The organism is Microvirga yunnanensis, assembly GCF_025460875.1.
Genome location: NZ_JAMXFI010000156.1, coordinates 1 through 19,376 on the forward strand (window position 1 = coordinate 1; position 19,376 = coordinate 19,376).

At 67.1% G+C, this 19,376-nt stretch carries 16 protein-coding genes; 6 read left to right on the forward strand and 10 right to left on the reverse strand.

Going from position 1 to position 19,376, the window contains the following annotated elements; translation table 11 throughout:
- The 4 genes from NF876_RS39085 to NF876_RS39100 all read right to left on the reverse strand — a co-directional run.
- The coding region (locus NF876_RS39085) for a PQQ-dependent sugar dehydrogenase (RefSeq protein ID WP_262273241.1) at window positions 1-1,148 on the reverse strand (1,148 nt) is incomplete at its 3' end.
- A gap of 83 nt (window positions 1,149-1,231) precedes the next feature.
- On the reverse strand, window positions 1,232-1,423 hold the full coding sequence (locus NF876_RS39090) for a hypothetical protein (protein WP_262273242.1): 192 nt from the start codon (window positions 1,421-1,423) through the stop codon (window positions 1,232-1,234).
- Between the two features lie 146 nt (window positions 1,424-1,569).
- Window positions 1,570-1,977, reverse strand: coding sequence for a VOC family protein (locus tag NF876_RS39095; RefSeq protein ID WP_262273243.1), 408 nt, complete (start codon window positions 1,975-1,977; stop codon window positions 1,570-1,572).
- 151 nt (window positions 1,978-2,128) lie between these two features.
- The gene (locus tag NF876_RS39100; RefSeq protein ID WP_262273244.1) at window positions 2,129-3,112 is read right to left on the reverse strand and encodes a Bug family tripartite tricarboxylate transporter substrate binding protein; all 984 of its coding nucleotides are present in this window, start codon (window positions 3,110-3,112) and stop codon (window positions 2,129-2,131) included.
- 250 nt (window positions 3,113-3,362) lie between these two features.
- On the opposite strand from NF876_RS39100, the gene NF876_RS39105 reads away from it, so the two are divergent.
- The gene (locus tag NF876_RS39105; protein ID WP_262273245.1) at window positions 3,363-4,565 is read left to right on the forward strand and encodes a pyridoxal phosphate-dependent aminotransferase; all 1,203 of its coding nucleotides are present in this window, start codon (window positions 3,363-3,365) and stop codon (window positions 4,563-4,565) included.
- Window positions 4,566-4,861: 296 nt separating this feature from the next.
- Window positions 4,862-5,137, forward strand: coding sequence for a hypothetical protein (locus NF876_RS39110; RefSeq protein WP_262273246.1), 276 nt, complete (start codon window positions 4,862-4,864; stop codon window positions 5,135-5,137).
- Between the two features lie 366 nt (window positions 5,138-5,503).
- On the opposite strand, the gene NF876_RS39115 is transcribed toward NF876_RS39110, so the two are convergent.
- The 5 genes from NF876_RS39115 to NF876_RS39135 all read right to left on the reverse strand — a co-directional run bounded on the left by NF876_RS39115 (window position 5,504) and on the right by NF876_RS39135 (window position 11,281).
- Window positions 5,504-7,891: a hypothetical protein gene (locus NF876_RS39115; RefSeq protein WP_262273247.1), complete on the reverse strand. Its 2,388-nt coding sequence runs from the start codon at window positions 7,889-7,891 to the stop codon at window positions 5,504-5,506.
- Between the two features lie 274 nt (window positions 7,892-8,165).
- Complete coding sequence (locus NF876_RS39120; protein WP_262273241.1) at window positions 8,166-9,317, reverse strand: PQQ-dependent sugar dehydrogenase; 1,152 nt, start codon at window positions 9,315-9,317, stop codon at window positions 8,166-8,168.
- Between the two features lie 83 nt (window positions 9,318-9,400).
- Entirely contained in the window at window positions 9,401-9,592 is a 192-nt protein-coding gene (locus NF876_RS39125; RefSeq protein WP_262273242.1) for a hypothetical protein, read from the reverse strand.
- Window positions 9,593-9,738: 146 nt separating this feature from the next.
- Window positions 9,739-10,146: a VOC family protein gene (locus tag NF876_RS39130; RefSeq protein ID WP_262273243.1), complete on the reverse strand. Its 408-nt coding sequence runs from the start codon at window positions 10,144-10,146 to the stop codon at window positions 9,739-9,741.
- Window positions 10,147-10,297: 151 nt separating this feature from the next.
- Entirely contained in the window at window positions 10,298-11,281 is a 984-nt protein-coding gene (locus tag NF876_RS39135) for a Bug family tripartite tricarboxylate transporter substrate binding protein (RefSeq protein ID WP_262273244.1), read from the reverse strand.
- A gap of 250 nt (window positions 11,282-11,531) precedes the next feature.
- On the opposite strand from NF876_RS39135, the gene NF876_RS39140 reads away from it, so the two are divergent.
- Window positions 11,532-12,734, forward strand: coding sequence for a pyridoxal phosphate-dependent aminotransferase (locus tag NF876_RS39140; protein ID WP_262273245.1), 1,203 nt, complete (start codon window positions 11,532-11,534; stop codon window positions 12,732-12,734).
- A 296-nt stretch (window positions 12,735-13,030) separates the two neighbouring features.
- The gene (locus NF876_RS39145) at window positions 13,031-13,306 is read left to right on the forward strand and encodes a hypothetical protein (protein WP_262273246.1); all 276 of its coding nucleotides are present in this window, start codon (window positions 13,031-13,033) and stop codon (window positions 13,304-13,306) included.
- 366 nt (window positions 13,307-13,672) lie between these two features.
- Here the strand turns inward: NF876_RS39145 and NF876_RS39150 are convergent, their stop codons facing one another.
- Window positions 13,673-16,048, reverse strand: coding sequence for a hypothetical protein (locus NF876_RS39150; RefSeq protein WP_262273248.1), 2,376 nt, complete (start codon window positions 16,046-16,048; stop codon window positions 13,673-13,675).
- A 584-nt stretch (window positions 16,049-16,632) separates the two neighbouring features.
- Here NF876_RS39150 and NF876_RS39155 point away from each other — a divergent pair.
- Together NF876_RS39155 and NF876_RS39160 are read left to right on the forward strand one after the other, a co-directional pair.
- Window positions 16,633-17,106 carry a DUF992 domain-containing protein gene (locus tag NF876_RS39155; protein ID WP_262273249.1) on the forward strand — a complete coding sequence of 158 codons (474 nt, stop codon included), beginning with the start codon at window positions 16,633-16,635 and terminating at the stop codon, window positions 17,104-17,106.
- Window positions 17,107-17,360: 254 nt separating this feature from the next.
- Window positions 17,361-19,376, forward strand: a 2,016-nt coding sequence (locus NF876_RS39160) for an elongation factor G (RefSeq protein ID WP_262273250.1), incomplete at its 3' end; no start/stop codon positions are given.

The following is a 19,376-nucleotide window of genomic DNA, read 5'->3' on the forward strand; positions in this document are numbered from 1 at the left end:
GTCGCGGGCTTCATGCGCAGGATGCGGCCGTTGCGGGAATCCGTCAGGAGATAGACGAAGCCGTCCGGGCCCTGGCGCACGTCGCGGATGCGCTCGCCGAGCTGCTGCAGCATGCGCTCCTCGCCGGTGACCCGGTTGCCGTTGGTCTCGAGGCGCGAGACGAGCTTGCCGGCCAGCGCCCCGACCAGGATGCTGCCGCGCCAGGCCGGGAACTGGTCGCCCGTGTAGAAGGCCATGCCGGAGGGCGCGATGGACGGGTCCCAATAATAGACCGGCTGCTCCAGGCCGGTCTTGCGCGTGCCTTCGCCGATCCTCTGGCCCGAGTAATGCACCCCGTAGGAGATCACCGGCCAGCCGTAGTTCCGGCCCCTCTGCGGGATATTGACCTCGTCGCCGCCGCGTGCGCCGTGCTCGACGGTCCAGAGGTCGCCCGTCGCCGGGTGAAGGGCCGCCGACTGCACGTTGCGATGGCCTGACGACCAGATCTCCGGGCGGGCATCCTCGCGGGCCAGGAACGGGTTGTCGGGCGCCGCGCCGCCGGCGGGCTTGATGCGGACGATCTTGCCCAGGTGGTTGTTGAGGCTCTGGGCCTGATCGCGCAGGTCGTTGCGCTCGCCGAGCGTCACGAAGAGGTTGCCGTCCCGGCCGAAGACCAGGCGGGATCCGAAATGGTGGGTGCCGGCATAGGACGGCTCCTGGCGGAAGATCACCTCGGTGCCCTCCAGCGCCGTGCCGTCCTGGCTGAGGCGTCCGCGCGCCACGCTCGTGCCGTTGCGGCCCTCGCGACGATCCTCGGCGAAGCTCAGATAGACCAGGCGGTTCTCGGCGAAGGCGGGATCGAGCGCCACGTCCAGCAGGCCACCCTGGCCACGGACGGACAGTCGGGGAAGGCCCGTGATCGGCTCGGACAGGGTACCTTCGCCATCGACGATGCGCAGGCGGCCGGACCGTTCCGTCACCAGCATGCGGTTGTCGGGAAGGAAGGCGAGGCCCCAGGGGTTCTCGAGATTGCGCGCGACCGTCTCGACGATCACCTCGACCTTGTCGGTGCGAAAGCGCTGAGTGTCCTGGGCGAGCGCAGAGGAGAGGGCGGAGAAGGAGGCGCCGAGCGCGAGGGCGCAGGCCAGGGCGATTCGGGGGCTCAGCATCTGGGATTCTCTCCGTCGGTCACGATGCCGGAGAGCTAAACTCCTGAGACGGGCCGTCAACCGTGACGCCGTTCACTCACGCGTTATCGCGGAGAATAGACGTGGACGGTCTTCGGGTCTTGGGCCGACAGGCTCTGGGTGGTGGCCATCACGGAGAGCGTCGCGAGGCCCAGCAGCATGACCAGAGCGAGCGAGCAGCGGCTCTCCTGACGCGGGTCCAGACGGTGGACCCGGGAGGAAACGTGATAGGCGTTTCTTGACCGGAAAGTTTTCATTGGTCCAATCCCCAGCAGCCAAAGGAGGCTGCGGGAAAAAACCTGTGTGATTCAAGAAAGTTCCAGGCCTGTCCGAAAGTGTCGCATCCGGTTTCTCGGCTAAGTGTCGGCGTTAACTAATTATTAACGATTGTTGCAGAGCGAGCTTACGGTTTCGGCGTGACGATCACGGATTCCGCAGAGCGCTCGGCCGGCCCGTGATGCACCGCCTCGATATTGTGGCCGTCGGGGTCGAAGACAAAAGCGGCATAATAGCCTGGGTGATAGGAGCGTTCTCCCGGCCCGCCGTTGTCGCGCCCGCCCGCCGCCAGGGCCGCCGCATGGAAGGCGTGGACCGCCTCCCGGTCCCGGGCCTGGAACGCGAGATGGACCCGCGAGACCGGTCCGTCCGCCCGGTCGACCCACAATTCGTCGCAGGCGAAATGCTCCGGGCTCTCCGAGGTGAACGCGCGCCCGACGGCCTGCAGGACGGCCCGGTAGAAGCGCCGGCTCGCCTCGAGGTCCGAGACGCGCAGGTGAACGTGGTCGATCAGGCGGCCCTGGTGACGCTGCATGGGTGTTGCTCCTCCCTCGATGTCATCACCGGGCTCGTCCCGGTGATCTCGATTGTGTGGAACCCCGCGCCCTTCGCATCGGGATGGCCGGGACAGGCCCGGCCATGACGGGGTGGGGGGCATCCCAGGCCGGGGGCGACGCCGGAGACCCTCACTCGGCCTTGATGCCGGCCGCCCTGATGATCTCGGCCCAGGTCTGGATCTCCTTGGCGAGATAGGGCCTGAACGCCTCCGGGTCGCGCACGTTCAGGGTGAAGCCGAGCTTGGTGATGCGCTCCTTGACGTCGGGCTTGTTGAGGATCGCGATGATCGTGCCCGACAGCTTGTCGAGGACCGGCTTGGGGGTGTTCACCGGGGCGAAGAAGGCGGCCCAGGATTCCGCGTCCGCATCGGTGATGCCCTGCTCGCGCAGGGTCGGAACGTCGGGCGCCTGCGGGTTGCGCTGCGGGCTCGCGATGCCGATGGCGCGCATCTGGCCGGCCTGGAACTGGGACAGGACGCTGGGCAGGGTCGAGTTCGACACGTCGATGCGGCCCGCCATGATCTCCGTCACCAGCGGGGCGGCGCCCCGGAACGGCACGTGGGTCATCTTGGTGCCCGTGCGGGTCATGAACAGCTCGGTGGCCAGGTGCGAGCCGGAGCCCACGCCCGTCGAGCCGTAGTTCAGCTTGCCGGGATCCTGTTTGGCGAGCGCGATCAGCTCCGGGATGGACTTCGCCGGCAGGTCGTTCCGGACCACGAAGACGTGCTCGAACGCGCCGGCGCCCGCGAGCGGCGCGAAGTCCTTCACGGCGTCGTAGCCCGGCTCCTTCAGCAGGAACATGTTATTGCCGTGGGTCTGGTTGTTGCCGAACACGATGGTGTAGCCGTCGGGCTCCGCCTTGGCGACCGCCCGGGTGCCGACCGCCCCCGAGGCGCCGGCGAGGTTCTCGACGATCACGTTCTGGCCGAGATCGCGGCCCATCTCCTCGGCCACGATGCGGGCGATCACGTCGGTCGGCCCACCGGCCGGGTAGGGCACCACCATCTTGATGACGCGGGTCGGGAAATCCTGGGCGGAGACGGCGGCGCTGGCCACAAGGGCGGCGCCGGCCATGAGGCCGAGCGCGAGGCGGCGGGTGACGGATCTGGACATCGGAAAAGGCGGCTCCTCGAAAACCGGCCCGGGACAGGCCGGTCCTGCTTGCTGTTTTGCTTGCTTGGGCGGCTTGGCCGCTTTAGAGCATCGTGCGGAAAAGTGGATCCGTTTTTCCGCATCAACGATGCTCTCATTCAGGAATAATGCATCGGGTTGGATCCTAAAAGTGGATTCCACTTTTGGGTCCGATGCATTAGGGTCCGCCGCCGTCACGGTCCTTATCTAACGCCCCGATCGGAGGATTCCCATGGGCTTTTTGTCTGATGCCCTTTCCCGCATCAAGCCGTCTGCCACCATCGTCATCACGCAGAAAGCGCGGGATCTGAAAGCCCAGGGGCGGGACGTGATCAGCCTTTCCGTCGGCGAGCCGGATTTCGACACGCCGGACAACATCAAGGAAGCGGCCATCGCGGCGATCCGCCGGGGCGAGACCAAGTACACGCCGGTCTCCGGCATCGTGCCCCTGCGCGAGGCCATCGCCCGCAAGTTCAAGCGCGAGAACGGCCTCGACTACAAGCCCTCGCAGACCATCGTGTCCACGGGCGGCAAGCAGGTGATCTACAACGCGCTCCTCGCCACCCTGAACCCGGGCGACGAGGTCATCATCCCGGCGCCCTACTGGGTGTCGTACCCGGAGATGGTGGGCCTGTGCGGCGGCAAGCCGGTCTTCGTCGACTGCACCATGGAGCACGGCTTCAAGCTCCAGCCCGAGCCGCTCGAGCGCGCCATCACGCCGAAGACCAAGTGGATCATCCTCAACTCCCCGTCGAACCCGACCGGCGCGGCCTATACCCGGGCCGAGATGAAGGCGATCACCGACGTGCTCATGCGCCATCCGCACGTGTGGGTGCTCACCGACGACATGTACGAGCACCTGACCTACGGCGATTTCGAGTTCGTCACGCCCGCCCAGGTCGAGCCGAACCTCTACGAGCGCACGCTCACCATGAACGGCGTGTCGAAGGCCTATGCCATGACCGGCTGGCGCATCGGCTACGCGGCCGGCCCGCAGCACCTGATCAACGCCATGGACTTCGTGCAGGGCCAGCAGACGTCGGGCGCCGCCTCGATCTCGCAATGGGCCGCCGTGGAGGCCCTCGACGGCCCGCAGGATCACCTCGCGGTGTTCAAGCGCGCGTTCCAGGAGCGCCGCGACCTCGTGGTGTCCATGCTCAACCAGTCGAAATACCTGAAGTGCCCGATGCCGGAAGGCGCGTTCTACGTCTATCCGTCCTGCGCCGAAGCGATGGGCAAGACCGCCCCGTCGGGCAAGGTGCTGGAGACCGACGAGGACTTCGTGTCCGAGCTGCTGGAAGCCGAAGGCGTCGCGGCCGTGCACGGCTCGGCCTTCGGCCTCGGCCCGAACTTCCGCATCTCCTACGCCACGTCCAACGCGGCGCTGGAGGATGCCTGCCACCGCATCCAGCGCTTCTGCGGATCGTTGCGCTGAGGCACACCGATCCCCCAGGCGTCATGGCCGGCCGGTCATCCCGATGCTGTGGAGCGGGGCGTTCCCAACGATCGGGATCACCGGCACAGGGCCGGTGATGACGTCGAGGGTGGTCCGGGCCGGCGACGACACCCTCTCCCGTCATGGCCGGGCTCGTCCCGGCCATCTCGATAAGGTGAAGCGCGGCGATGGTTCGTATCGAGATCATCGGAACAAGCCCGGCGACGTCGCAAGAGCGGCCGGCAATGCGGTTGACGAGGTGAGCGTATGACGAACGATCGTCGAGGACTGCGCCGATGAACCTGCCACGGACCTTCCATCCCGATCCTGCGGCACAGCCCTACCGGGCCGATCCCGCCTCCACGCACCGGGTGAAGTTCGATGCCCGCGTCGACTTCACCAATGGCGGCCATGTGGAGGCGAAGGACTTCCTCCTCGACATCGCGGGCGACAGCGTCACGCCCGAGCGCCTCGCCGAGATGATCGTGTCGGCCATGAACCTCCTGCGCGCGGGTCCCGTCACGATCACGGCCATGCGCGTCGTGCGGCGCGGCGAGCATCAGGACGGCTGACGGGCGCCAGCTCCCTCACGTCGTCACCGGCCGACACCACCCTCCACGTCATCACCGGGCTTGTCCCGGTGATCCCGATACGGTGAAGCGCCGCGCTCTTCCGATCGGGATGGCCGGGACAAGCCCGGCCATGACGTGCGGAGGGTGGCAGGCCGTGGGTGTCAGGAAGGGCGCAGGGTGGCAGGAACGGCGGAGGAAATCATCACCGGCCCACACACGCACCACGTCATCACCGGGCTTGTCCCGGTGATCTCGATGGCTTGAGGTGCGGCGCTTCAAGATATCGGGATGGCCGGGACGAGCCCGGCCATGACGGGGGAGAGGGCATGACCTGGGAGAGAGCCGCGACGTCGAGGGTAGCCGGCCTTAGAGCACGAACCAGCCCTTGTGCAGGTCGAGGGCGCCCTTGAGCTTGATCACCGCCTCGGCGGCCTTGTCGTTGTCGGTGTTGAGAAGCACGTAGGTGGCGCCCTTCACCGTCTCGGTGCGCACCTGGCCGGCTTTGCTGAACGCCTTCGTGCCGATGAAGCTGAAGGCCTGGTCGCCCGCGCGCTTCGTGTTGGCGTCGACCGCCCGCAGGTCGAGGCGGTCGCCCTGCCGGCCCGAGAAGTCGGTCACGACATCGGCCCGGCTCTTCGCCGCGCCGGTGTCGCGATCGTCGAAGGCGAACACGTCTTTTCCCGCGCCGCCCGTCAGGCTGTCCTGGCCGAGCCCGCCGGTGAGCACATCCGCGCCCGCCCCGCCGGAGAGCCGGTTGGCGCCGGCATTGCCGGTGAGCATGTTGGCGAGAGCATTGCCGGTGAGCGCCAGCCCGGCCGTGCCCTCGGCGGCGGAAAGGTTCTCGACCTCGGCGAATGCCGCCAGCGAGAAGCTGCTGCCGGTGATCACCGTGTCGGTGCCCCCGCCCGCCGCCTCATGGATCGTATCCAGCCCGTCGGTGACATAGGTGTCGTCGCCCGCGCCCCCACTCAGCACATCCGCGCCCGCGCCGCCGTCGAGGCGGTTGGCGCCGGCATTGCCGGTGAGCATGTTGGCGAGCCCGTTGCCGGTCAGGCTCACGCCGGCGCTGCCGCTGGCGGTGAGGTTCTCGACCTCGGCGAGCGCCGCGAGCGAGAAGCTGCTGCCGGCGATGACGGTGTCGGTGCCGCCGCCGCCGTTGAGGATGTTGCCGAAGGCGTCGCCGGTGAGAACGTCGTGCCCGGCACCGCCGGAGAGCGTGTCGAACACGGCGGTGTTGCGCACCATCGCCCCAGCCGCGACATCCACATGATGCGCCACGTTCCAGGAGAGCGCGCCCTCGACCAGGGTGACGACCGCATCCTTGGCGCCGGTGCTGGCATAGGCATGGGCGAGGCTGACCTGGCCGGCGACGGGCGTCTGCGTGGACGTGGTGCCGTCGCCCCAGTCGATGCTGAGGCTCGAGGCGTTGCCGACGCCGAGTGTCGTCTCGAGGAAGCGGCCCCCGGCGATGGCGGCGGCATTGGCCTTGTAGAGCAGATTGACCAGGAAGATGTCGGTCGTGCCGTTGGTGTCGCCGGCGACCAGGTTGGTGGCCTCGCTCTCGAACGTCACGAAGCGCCCATCCGGGCTGATCTGAGCATTGAAGCTGTCGAAGTCGCTCTCCATTCCATTGGCCGCGACGGAGAGGCGCGTGATTTCCTTAGTGTCCAGGTTCTTCAGGAAGATATCGAACTTGCCGTTGTCGTCGCCGGTGACAAGATCGGGAGCATCGCTTTCGAACACGACATAGCGTCCATCCGGGCTGAAGTGAGCGCTGTAGCTGTTGCCGTCTGCCTTGGTCCCGTCGGGCTTCGTGGCCAGATAGGTGACCTCGCCGGTCTCCAGATCCTTGAGAAAGATATCGAGTCGCCCATCATCGTCATCTTGGCCGTCGATCAGGTTGGAGGCGTAGCTTTCGAACACCACGTAGCGGCCGTCCGGGCTGATCTGGGCATTGGAGCTGCTGCCGTTCGCCTCGACGTGGGCTCGTGACTCGGACAGGCGCTCGATTGCTTTCGTGTCAAGATTTACGCGGAAGACGTCTTGAGCATGGTTGGTGTCGCCGGTGACCAAGTTGGTGGCGTCGCTTGTGAACACCACGGAGTTCCCGTCCGGGCTAAATCGAGCATTGTAGCTGCCGAAATCCCCGTGGTTTCCATTGGGCGCCTTGGACAGGTAGGTGATGATGCCCGTTTCCATGTCCTTGAGAAAGATGTCGGCTTCGCCGTTGTCGGGATCGTTGCCCGCGGCCAGGTTGGAGGCGTCGCTTTCGAACACCACGTAGCGGCCGTCCGGGCTGATCTGTGCATTGGAACTGCTGCCGTTCGCCTCGACGTTTCCTGCCGTGATCGACGCGCGGGTGACCGCGCCGGTGGCCAGGTTCTTGACGAAGATGTCCCGGTGCCCTTCGTTGTCATGGTCGACCAGATTGGTCGCGTCGCTTTCGAACACCACGAAGCCGCCGCCGGCACTGAACCGGGCATTGAGGCTGCCCGCATTGCCCCCCGTGACCCCCACGGCCGAGAGGAGGGTGACAGCGCCCGTAGTCAGATCCTTGAGGAAAATGTCGCTCTCGCCGTTGTGGTCGCTGGCCACCAGGGCACTGTCGCTCGCGAACAGCACGAAGCGCCCGTCCGGACTGAATCGGGCTTGATAGCTCGAGCCCGACCCTTCCGCGCCACTGGAATCCGTCGAGATGCGGGTCAGGATATCGGCGCTCGTCGGCTTGACGACGGACAGCACGGTCAAAAGCATGGGCAGCCCCTGGCGATCAAAACACGCAGCCCCCCAGCCGCGCGCGAATGATCGTGCTTAGAGCATCGGACGGTTTGTCGGACCCGCTCGGTTTCTACCTCTGCCCAGGGAAGAGGGGTGGGATGTCGTGGATCCGTATTTTGGTCCGATGCTCTAGCAAGCAACTCTTCCCTTGGGCTACTCTCTGAACGAAGGGTTCCGGCGCAGAATTCGGAGCCCGGGCAGGGGCGGCAGCGGCGTTATGGGCTTCACGTGGGCTTCGTCGCTCGACCGCTCAGGTCGCGGGCTTCATGCGCAGGATGCGGCCGTTGCGGGAATCCGTCAGGAGATAGACGAAGCCGTCCGGGCCCTGGCGCACGTCGCGGATGCGCTCGCCGAGCTGCTGCAGCATGCGCTCCTCGCCGGTGACCCGGTTGCCGTTGGTCTCGAGGCGCGAGACGAGCTTGCCGGCCAGCGCCCCGACCAGGATGCTGCCGCGCCAGGCCGGGAACTGGTCGCCCGTGTAGAAGGCCATGCCGGAGGGCGCGATGGACGGGTCCCAATAATAGACCGGCTGCTCCAGGCCGGTCTTGCGCGTGCCTTCGCCGATCCTCTGGCCCGAGTAATGCACCCCGTAGGAGATCACCGGCCAGCCGTAGTTCCGGCCCCTCTGCGGGATATTGACCTCGTCGCCGCCGCGTGCGCCGTGCTCGACGGTCCAGAGGTCGCCCGTCGCCGGGTGAAGGGCCGCCGACTGCACGTTGCGATGGCCTGACGACCAGATCTCCGGGCGGGCATCCTCGCGGGCCAGGAACGGGTTGTCGGGCGCCGCGCCGCCGGCGGGCTTGATGCGGACGATCTTGCCCAGGTGGTTGTTGAGGCTCTGGGCCTGATCGCGCAGGTCGTTGCGCTCGCCGAGCGTCACGAAGAGGTTGCCGTCCCGGCCGAAGACCAGGCGGGATCCGAAATGGTGGGTGCCGGCATAGGACGGCTCCTGGCGGAAGATCACCTCGGTGCCCTCCAGCGCCGTGCCGTCCTGGCTGAGGCGTCCGCGCGCCACGCTCGTGCCGTTGCGGCCCTCGCGACGATCCTCGGCGAAGCTCAGATAGACCAGGCGGTTCTCGGCGAAGGCGGGATCGAGCGCCACGTCCAGCAGGCCACCCTGGCCACGGACGGACAGTCGGGGAAGGCCCGTGATCGGCTCGGACAGGGTACCTTCGCCATCGACGATGCGCAGGCGGCCGGACCGTTCCGTCACCAGCATGCGGTTGTCGGGAAGGAAGGCGAGGCCCCAGGGGTTCTCGAGATTGCGCGCGACCGTCTCGACGATCACCTCGACCTTGTCGGTGCGAAAGCGCTGAGTGTCCTGGGCGAGCGCAGAGGAGAGGGCGGAGAAGGAGGCGCCGAGCGCGAGGGCGCAGGCCAGGGCGATTCGGGGGCTCAGCATCTGGGATTCTCTCCGTCGGTCACGATGCCGGAGAGCTAAACTCCTGAGACGGGCCGTCAACCGTGACGCCGTTCACTCACGCGTTATCGCGGAGAATAGACGTGGACGGTCTTCGGGTCTTGGGCCGACAGGCTCTGGGTGGTGGCCATCACGGAGAGCGTCGCGAGGCCCAGCAGCATGACCAGAGCGAGCGAGCAGCGGCTCTCCTGACGCGGGTCCAGACGGTGGACCCGGGAGGAAACGTGATAGGCGTTTCTTGACCGGAAAGTTTTCATTGGTCCAATCCCCAGCAGCCAAAGGAGGCTGCGGGAAAAAACCTGTGTGATTCAAGAAAGTTCCAGGCCTGTCCGAAAGTGTCGCATCCGGTTTCTCGGCTAAGTGTCGGCGTTAACTAATTATTAACGATTGTTGCAGAGCGAGCTTACGGTTTCGGCGTGACGATCACGGATTCCGCAGAGCGCTCGGCCGGCCCGTGATGCACCGCCTCGATATTGTGGCCGTCGGGGTCGAAGACAAAAGCGGCATAATAGCCTGGGTGATAGGAGCGTTCTCCCGGCCCGCCGTTGTCGCGCCCGCCCGCCGCCAGGGCCGCCGCATGGAAGGCGTGGACCGCCTCCCGGTCCCGGGCCTGGAACGCGAGATGGACCCGCGAGACCGGTCCGTCCGCCCGGTCGACCCACAATTCGTCGCAGGCGAAATGCTCCGGGCTCTCCGAGGTGAACGCGCGCCCGACGGCCTGCAGGACGGCCCGGTAGAAGCGCCGGCTCGCCTCGAGGTCCGAGACGCGCAGGTGAACGTGGTCGATCAGGCGGCCCTGGTGACGCTGCATGGGTGTTGCTCCTCCCTCGATGTCATCACCGGGCTCGTCCCGGTGATCTCGATTGTGTGGAACCCCGCGCCCTTCGCATCGGGATGGCCGGGACAGGCCCGGCCATGACGGGGTGGGGGGCATCCCAGGCCGGGGGCGACGCCGGAGACCCTCACTCGGCCTTGATGCCGGCCGCCCTGATGATCTCGGCCCAGGTCTGGATCTCCTTGGCGAGATAGGGCCTGAACGCCTCCGGGTCGCGCACGTTCAGGGTGAAGCCGAGCTTGGTGATGCGCTCCTTGACGTCGGGCTTGTTGAGGATCGCGATGATCGTGCCCGACAGCTTGTCGAGGACCGGCTTGGGGGTGTTCACCGGGGCGAAGAAGGCGGCCCAGGATTCCGCGTCCGCATCGGTGATGCCCTGCTCGCGCAGGGTCGGAACGTCGGGCGCCTGCGGGTTGCGCTGCGGGCTCGCGATGCCGATGGCGCGCATCTGGCCGGCCTGGAACTGGGACAGGACGCTGGGCAGGGTCGAGTTCGACACGTCGATGCGGCCCGCCATGATCTCCGTCACCAGCGGGGCGGCGCCCCGGAACGGCACGTGGGTCATCTTGGTGCCCGTGCGGGTCATGAACAGCTCGGTGGCCAGGTGCGAGCCGGAGCCCACGCCCGTCGAGCCGTAGTTCAGCTTGCCGGGATCCTGTTTGGCGAGCGCGATCAGCTCCGGGATGGACTTCGCCGGCAGGTCGTTCCGGACCACGAAGACGTGCTCGAACGCGCCGGCGCCCGCGAGCGGCGCGAAGTCCTTCACGGCGTCGTAGCCCGGCTCCTTCAGCAGGAACATGTTATTGCCGTGGGTCTGGTTGTTGCCGAACACGATGGTGTAGCCGTCGGGCTCCGCCTTGGCGACCGCCCGGGTGCCGACCGCCCCCGAGGCGCCGGCGAGGTTCTCGACGATCACGTTCTGGCCGAGATCGCGGCCCATCTCCTCGGCCACGATGCGGGCGATCACGTCGGTCGGCCCACCGGCCGGGTAGGGCACCACCATCTTGATGACGCGGGTCGGGAAATCCTGGGCGGAGACGGCGGCGCTGGCCACAAGGGCGGCGCCGGCCATGAGGCCGAGCGCGAGGCGGCGGGTGACGGATCTGGACATCGGAAAAGGCGGCTCCTCGAAAACCGGCCCGGGACAGGCCGGTCCTGCTTGCTGTTTTGCTTGCTTGGGCGGCTTGGCCGCTTTAGAGCATCGTGCGGAAAAGTGGATCCGTTTTTCCGCATCAACGATGCTCTCATTCAGGAATAATGCATCGGGTTGGATCCTAAAAGTGGATTCCACTTTTGGGTCCGATGCATTAGGGTCCGCCGCCGTCACGGTCCTTATCTAACGCCCCGATCGGAGGATTCCCATGGGCTTTTTGTCTGATGCCCTTTCCCGCATCAAGCCGTCTGCCACCATCGTCATCACGCAGAAAGCGCGGGATCTGAAAGCCCAGGGGCGGGACGTGATCAGCCTTTCCGTCGGCGAGCCGGATTTCGACACGCCGGACAACATCAAGGAAGCGGCCATCGCGGCGATCCGCCGGGGCGAGACCAAGTACACGCCGGTCTCCGGCATCGTGCCCCTGCGCGAGGCCATCGCCCGCAAGTTCAAGCGCGAGAACGGCCTCGACTACAAGCCCTCGCAGACCATCGTGTCCACGGGCGGCAAGCAGGTGATCTACAACGCGCTCCTCGCCACCCTGAACCCGGGCGACGAGGTCATCATCCCGGCGCCCTACTGGGTGTCGTACCCGGAGATGGTGGGCCTGTGCGGCGGCAAGCCGGTCTTCGTCGACTGCACCATGGAGCACGGCTTCAAGCTCCAGCCCGAGCCGCTCGAGCGCGCCATCACGCCGAAGACCAAGTGGATCATCCTCAACTCCCCGTCGAACCCGACCGGCGCGGCCTATACCCGGGCCGAGATGAAGGCGATCACCGACGTGCTCATGCGCCATCCGCACGTGTGGGTGCTCACCGACGACATGTACGAGCACCTGACCTACGGCGATTTCGAGTTCGTCACGCCCGCCCAGGTCGAGCCGAACCTCTACGAGCGCACGCTCACCATGAACGGCGTGTCGAAGGCCTATGCCATGACCGGCTGGCGCATCGGCTACGCGGCCGGCCCGCAGCACCTGATCAACGCCATGGACTTCGTGCAGGGCCAGCAGACGTCGGGCGCCGCCTCGATCTCGCAATGGGCCGCCGTGGAGGCCCTCGACGGCCCGCAGGATCACCTCGCGGTGTTCAAGCGCGCGTTCCAGGAGCGCCGCGACCTCGTGGTGTCCATGCTCAACCAGTCGAAATACCTGAAGTGCCCGATGCCGGAAGGCGCGTTCTACGTCTATCCGTCCTGCGCCGAAGCGATGGGCAAGACCGCCCCGTCGGGCAAGGTGCTGGAGACCGACGAGGACTTCGTGTCCGAGCTGCTGGAAGCCGAAGGCGTCGCGGCCGTGCACGGCTCGGCCTTCGGCCTCGGCCCGAACTTCCGCATCTCCTACGCCACGTCCAACGCGGCGCTGGAGGATGCCTGCCACCGCATCCAGCGCTTCTGCGGATCGTTGCGCTGAGGCACACCGATCCCCCAGGCGTCATGGCCGGCCGGTCATCCCGATGCTGTGGAGCGGGGCGTTCCCAACGATCGGGATCACCGGCACAGGGCCGGTGATGACGTCGAGGGTGGTCCGGGCCGGCGACGACACCCTCTCCCGTCATGGCCGGGCTCGTCCCGGCCATCTCGATAAGGTGAAGCGCGGCGATGGTTCGTATCGAGATCATCGGAACAAGCCCGGCGACGTCGCAAGAGCGGCCGGCAATGCGGTTGACGAGGTGAGCGTATGACGAACGATCGTCGAGGACTGCGCCGATGAACCTGCCACGGACCTTCCATCCCGATCCTGCGGCACAGCCCTACCGGGCCGATCCCGCCTCCACGCACCGGGTGAAGTTCGATGCCCGCGTCGACTTCACCAATGGCGGCCATGTGGAGGCGAAGGACTTCCTCCTCGACATCGCGGGCGACAGCGTCACGCCCGAGCGCCTCGCCGAGATGATCGTGTCGGCCATGAACCTCCTGCGCGCGGGTCCCGTCACGATCACGGCCATGCGCGTCGTGCGGCGCGGCGAGCATCAGGACGGCTGACGGGCGCCAGCTCCCTCACGTCGTCACCGGCCGACACCACCCTCCACGTCATCACCGGGCTTGTCCCGGTGATCCCGATACGGTGAAGCGCCGCGCTCTTCCGATCGGGATGGCCGGGACAAGCCCGGCCATGACGTGCGGAGGGTGGCAGGCCGTGGGTGTCAGGAAGGGCGCAGGGTGGCAGGAACGGCGGAGGAAATCATCACCGGCCCACACACGCACCACGTCATCACCGGGCTTGTCCCGGTGATCTCGATGGCTTGAGGTGCGGCGCTTCAAGATATCGGGATGGCCGGGACGAGCCCGGCCATGACGGGGGAGAGGGCATGACCTGGGAGAGAGCCGCGACGTCGAGGGTAGCCGGCCTTAGAGCACGAACCAGCCCTTGTGCAGGTCGAGGGCGCCCTTGAGCTTGATCACCGCCTCGGCGGCCTTGTCGTTGTCGGTGTTGAGAAGCACGTAGGTGGCGCCCTTCACCGTCTCGGTGCGCACCTGGCCGGCTTTGCTGAACGCCTTCGTGCCGATGAAGCTGAAGGCCTGGTCGCCCGCGCGCTTCGTGTTGGCGTCGACCGCCCGCAGGTCGAGGCGGTCGCCCTGCCGGCCCGAGAAGTCGGTCACGACATCGGCCCGGCTCTTCGCCGCGCCGGTGTCGCGATCGTCGAAGGCGAACACGTCTTTTCCCGCGCCGCCCGTCAGGCTGTCCTGGCCGAGCCCGCCGGTGAGCACATCCGCGCCCGCCCCGCCGGAGAGCCGGTTGGCGCCGGCATTGCCGGTGAGCATGTTGGCGAGAGCATTGCCGGTGAGCGCCAGCCCGGCCGTGCCCTCGGCGGCGGAAAGGTTCTCGACCTCGGCGAATGCCGCCAGCGAGAAGCTGCTGCCGGTGATCACCGTGTCGGTGCCCCCGCCCGCCGCCTCATGGATCGTATCCAGCCCGTCGGTGACATAGGTGTCGTCGCCCGCGCCCCCACTCAGCACATCCGCGCCCGCGCCGCCGTCGAGGCGGTTGGCGCCGGCATTGCCGGTGAGCATGTTGGCGAGCCCGTTGCCGGTCAGGCTCACGCCGGCGCTGCCGCTGGCGGTGAGGTTCTCGACCTCGGCGAGCGCCGCGAGCGAGAAGCTGCTGCCGGCGATGACGGTGTCGGTGCCGCCGCCGCCGTTGAGGATGTTGCCGAAGGCGTCGCCGGTGAGAACGTCGTGCCCGGCGCCGCCGGAGAGCGTGTCGAACACGGCGGTGTTGCGCACCATCGCCCCAGCCGCGACATCCACATGATGCGCCACGCTCCAGGTGAGCGCGCCCTCGACCAGGGTGACCACGGCGCTCTTGCTGCCGGTGCTGGCATAGGCATGGGCGAGGCTGACCTGGCCGGCGACGGGCGTCTGCGTGGACGTGGTGCCGTCGCCCCAGTCGATGCTGAGGCTTGAGGCGGCGCCGACGCCGAGTGTCGTCTCGAGGAAGCGGCCCTCCAGGATGGCGGCGGCGTTGGCCTTGTAGAGCAGGTCGACGACGAAGATGTCGCTCGTGCCGTTGGTGTCTCCGTCGACCAGGTTGGTGGCCTCGCTCTCGAACGTCACGAAGCGCCCGTCTGGGCTGAACTGTGCGAAGGAGCTTTCGAAATCGGCCTCCGTGCCATCGGCTGCCGTAGAGAGTCGTGTGACCGTGCCGCCGACGAGATCTTTCACGAAGATGTCGGTTTGACCGTTATTGTCGTCGGCCACCAGATTGGTGGCGTCGCTTTCGAACACGATATAGCGCCCCTCCGGGCTGAACCGGGCATTATAGCTGCCCCTGTCTCCCTGCGTCCCATCCGCCGTCCTGGACAGGAGAGTGACGGCGCCGGAATGTATATCCTTCAGAAAGACGTCGAGTTGATTGTTGCCGTCGCCGGCGATCAGATTGTTGGCGTTGCTTTCGAACAGAACGTATTGGCCGTCCGGGCTGAACTGTGGGTTAGAGCTGAAGCTGTTTCCCTGTGTTCCGTCAACGGCTTTGGAGAGCAGGGTGATGGTTCCGAACTGGTCTCTGAGGAAGATGTCCCAGGAGGTGTTGGTGTCATTTGCGACCAGCTTGGAGGAGAAACTTCTGAACACGATCGAGTGCCCGTCTGGACTGAACAGAGGTTGATCGCCCCCGACGCTTCCAGGTGTTCCGTCCGCCGCAACCGTGATGCGGGTTATGTCCTTGGTGGTCAGGTTCTTCAGGAAAATCTCGCTGGACAAGAAATTGTCGGCGCCCAAATTGACGGCGTTGCTTGTAAACATCAAAAATTGTCCGTCCGGGCTCAAACGTGGCTCAAAGCTGAAGCCATTGGCTTCTTCTCCAGCGGGTGTGGTCGAGAGGCGAGTGATGGCGTGAGTGGTCAGATCCTTGAGGAAGATGTCGTGCTTGTTGTTGTGGTCATTGCTAACCAAGTTATCGGCGATGCTTGTGAACACCATGAAGCGACCGTCCGGGGTCATTTGGACGTCATAACTGTTGCCGTTGGCCTCTAATCCGTCCGCCGTGGTCGAGAGGCGAGTGATGGCGTGAGTGGTCAGGTCCTTGAGGAAGATGTGAGTTGTTCCATTGGTGCCGCCGGCGATCAGGTTGGGGGCATCGCTCTTGAACAGCACGGAGCGCCCGTCCGGGCTGAACTGGGCGCTGGAGCTGGCGCCCAGCGCCTCCGCGCCGTTGGCAGCGGTCGAGATGCGGGATTGAATCTGGTCGCTCGTCGGTTTGACGACGGACAGCACGGACAAAAGCATGGTCGTAGTCTCGGTCGAGGGAAACACGCAGCCCCCCAGCCGCGCGCGAACAAGGTTGCTTAACAGACAGGGTTTCCCTTGGGCTACTCTCCGAACGGAGGGCGTGGGCCGGAAAAATGCTTTGGGGGCCGACCAGCCGGACACCGACCCAGCTCATGTCGTCACCGGCCCTGACCACCGTCTCCACGCCATCACCGGCCTCGTGCCGGTGACCCGCTTCCGAGAGGCGCCGCGTCTCACCGCATCGGGATGGCCGGCACAAGGCCGGCCATGACGTGGGGAGGGTGTTGTCACCGGCCCTGACCACCTTCTCCACGTCATCACCGGCCTCGTGCCGGTGATCCCGATGATGAGACGCGCGGCGCTCAAGACAATCGGGATGGCCGGGACAAGCCCGGCCATGACGTCGAGGGTCGGGCGACGCGGGCGGATCCAGGCTCGAGACGGGCAGGAGCGCGGGGGCAGGGGCGCGACGGGCCGGGTTCCCCCCATCACCTCATCCGGGATCGCCGGCCGGTCCATGGAACGGGCGCCGCCCCTGCGCCGTTAATCGCTAAGCTTCATCAAGCCTGGGAGATTTGTCCATGCGTCGCGCCGCTCTCTCCGTTGCCGCTCTCGCCGTGCTCGCGTCCCTCGGGGCCACGGAGGCTCAGGCCCAGAACCGGGGGCGGGCCGGAATCCTGTCCTGCAGTGTGTCGGGCGGGATCGGGCTCATCGTCACGTCGCAGAAGACCACCCTGTGTACCTTCAACCCGAGGCGCGGGCCCAACGAGCGCTATGTGGGGTCGATCCGCCGGTTCGGGCTCGACATCGGGGCGACGCGCGGAGGCATCCTCACCTGGGCGGTGCTCTCCCGGGGCAGCGTGGCGCCCGGGTCGCTCGCCGGCAGCTATGTGGGCGGGGCCGCCGAGGCCACGGTCGGGGCCGGGGCGCAGGCGAACGTGCTGGTGGGCGGCTCCAACCGGAGCATCTCGCTCCAGCCCCTCTCGGTCGGCGGCCAGACCGGCGTCAACCTCGCCCTCGGCGTGGCCGATTTCGAGCTGCGCCGGGCCCGGTAGGAGGGCTCTCCTGTCGTTCCCGGCCCGGGGCCGGTGATCCCAGCCGGACGAGCGCCGCGCTTCACCGGATCGGGATGGCCGGCACAAGGCCGGCCATGACGTGGAGGGTGACGGAGCGGCCCGTTCCGCCCGCCCGGCGCCCTCAAAAGACCTCTTGCCAACTCACCATCCGAGGCAGAGCATTCACGGTAACGCGTCCGTGAAGAGAACGTCGGAAGAGAACGTCCGAAGTGGGGGCAGGGAGGATGAACCCTATGGCACCCAACGGCAGACTAGGTTCGGGCCCGCGATGCATCGCAATCGTCGGCCCGTTTCAGAGCGGCAAGACCACGCTCCTGGAAGCGATCCTGGAGCGCACCGGTGCGATCTCGCGGGCGGGCCGCGTGTCCAACGGGGACAGCGTCGGCGATGCGAGCGCGGAAGCCCGCGCCCACGCCATGAGCATCGAGCCCAACGTGGCCACGGTCGAGTTCCTCGGCGAGAGCATGACTTTCGTGGACTGCCCCGGCTCGACGGAATTCCTGCACGAGATGCGCAACGTGACGCCGGTCTGCGACGCGGCGGTCGTCGTCTGCGAGGCGGACGAACGCAAGATCCCGGCCCTCGAGATCATCCTTCGGGAGCTGGAGGAGGCGGACATCCCGCGCTTCCTGTTCATCAACAAGATCGACACGGCCACCCAGCGCATCCGCGAGACCCTGGCGCTGCTCCAGCAGGCTTCGCGCACGCCGCTGCTCCTGCGCCAGATCCCGCTTTGGAAGGATGGCATCGCGATCGGTTTCATCGACCTCGCCCTGGAGCGCGCCTTCATCTACCGCGAGCATGCGCCGAGCGAGATCGTCGACCTGCCCGAGGGCGAGCTGCCGCGCGAGAAGGAAGCGCGCTTCGCCATGCTGGAACGCCTGGCTGATTACGACGACGAACTCATGGAGGAGCTGATCTCCGAGATCGAGCCCCCGCGCGACCAGATTTTCGACGACCTGTCGAAGGAGCTGAGGGAACGGCACGTGGTGCCGGCCCTGATCGGCTCGGCGGAGCGCGGCAACGGCATCACGCGGCTGCTCAAGGCGCTGCGCCACGAGGCGCCCGGCCTGGCGCAGACCCGGGCGCGCCTCGGCCTGTCCGACGAGGGGGCGCCGCTCGCCCAGGCCATGAAGACCCTGCATATGGGCCAGGGCGGCAAGCTCACCCTCGCCCGGATCATGCGCGGCGCCTTCCGCGAGGGCGACAATGTGGTCGGGTCCCGGGGCGCGGAGGCGCGGATCGGCAGCCTCGCCACCCTGGTCGGCTCCGCCATGAACCGCAAAGCCGAGGCCGCCGCCGGCGAGACGGTCGGGTTCGGCCGCCTGGAAGGGATCGCCACCGGGGACGCCTTCGCGGCCGGCAAGGCGCGCCCGGAGGCCATCGTGTCGCCGGTGCCGCCCGAGCCGGTCTACGTGCTGGCCCTCAAGGTGAAGGACCGCAAGGACGACGTGCGCCTGTCGAGCGCGCTCGCCAAGATCACCGAGGAGGACCCGTCGCTCGCCGTCGAGAACCGGCCCGAGATGGGCGAGATCCGGCTCCACGGCCAGGGCGAGATGCACCTGCGCGTGGCGGTGGAAAAGCTCGCCTCCCGGTTCCAGGTCGGGGTCGAGACCGCCAAGCCGAGGGTCGCCTATTGCGAGACGATCAAGCTGCCGGCCTCCGCCCGCGGGCGCCACCGCAAGCAGACCGGCGGGCACGGCCAGTTCGGCGACGTGATGATCGAAATCAAGCCGCTGCCGCGCGGGGAGGGATTCGCGTTCCAGGACCAGATCACCGGCGGCGTGGTGCCGCGCCAGTACATCCCGTCCGTGGAGACCGGGGTTCGGGACGCGCTCAGGGCCGGGCCCCTCGGCTTCCCGGTGGTGGATCTCGCGGTGACCCTCACCGACGGCTCCTACCACACGGTGGATTCCTCCGACGCCGCCTTCCAGGCCGCCGCCCGGCTCGCTCTGGCCGAGGCGCTCCCCAAGGCGAAGCCCGTGCTGCTGGAGCCGGTGCTGTCGGTCGAGATCACGATCCCGTCCGAGGCCCTGTCCAAGGCGACCGCCTTGGTGACCGGGCGGCGCGGGCAGATCCTGGGCTACGACGAGCGGCCCGGCTGGTCGGGCTGGCAGGTGCTCAGCGCCACGATTCCGGAATCGGAGATCGGCGACCTCATCGTCGAGCTGCGCTCCGCGACGGCCGGGGTCGGATCCTTCTCGACCCGGTTCGACCACATGGCGGAACTGAGCGGCCGCCCGGCCGAG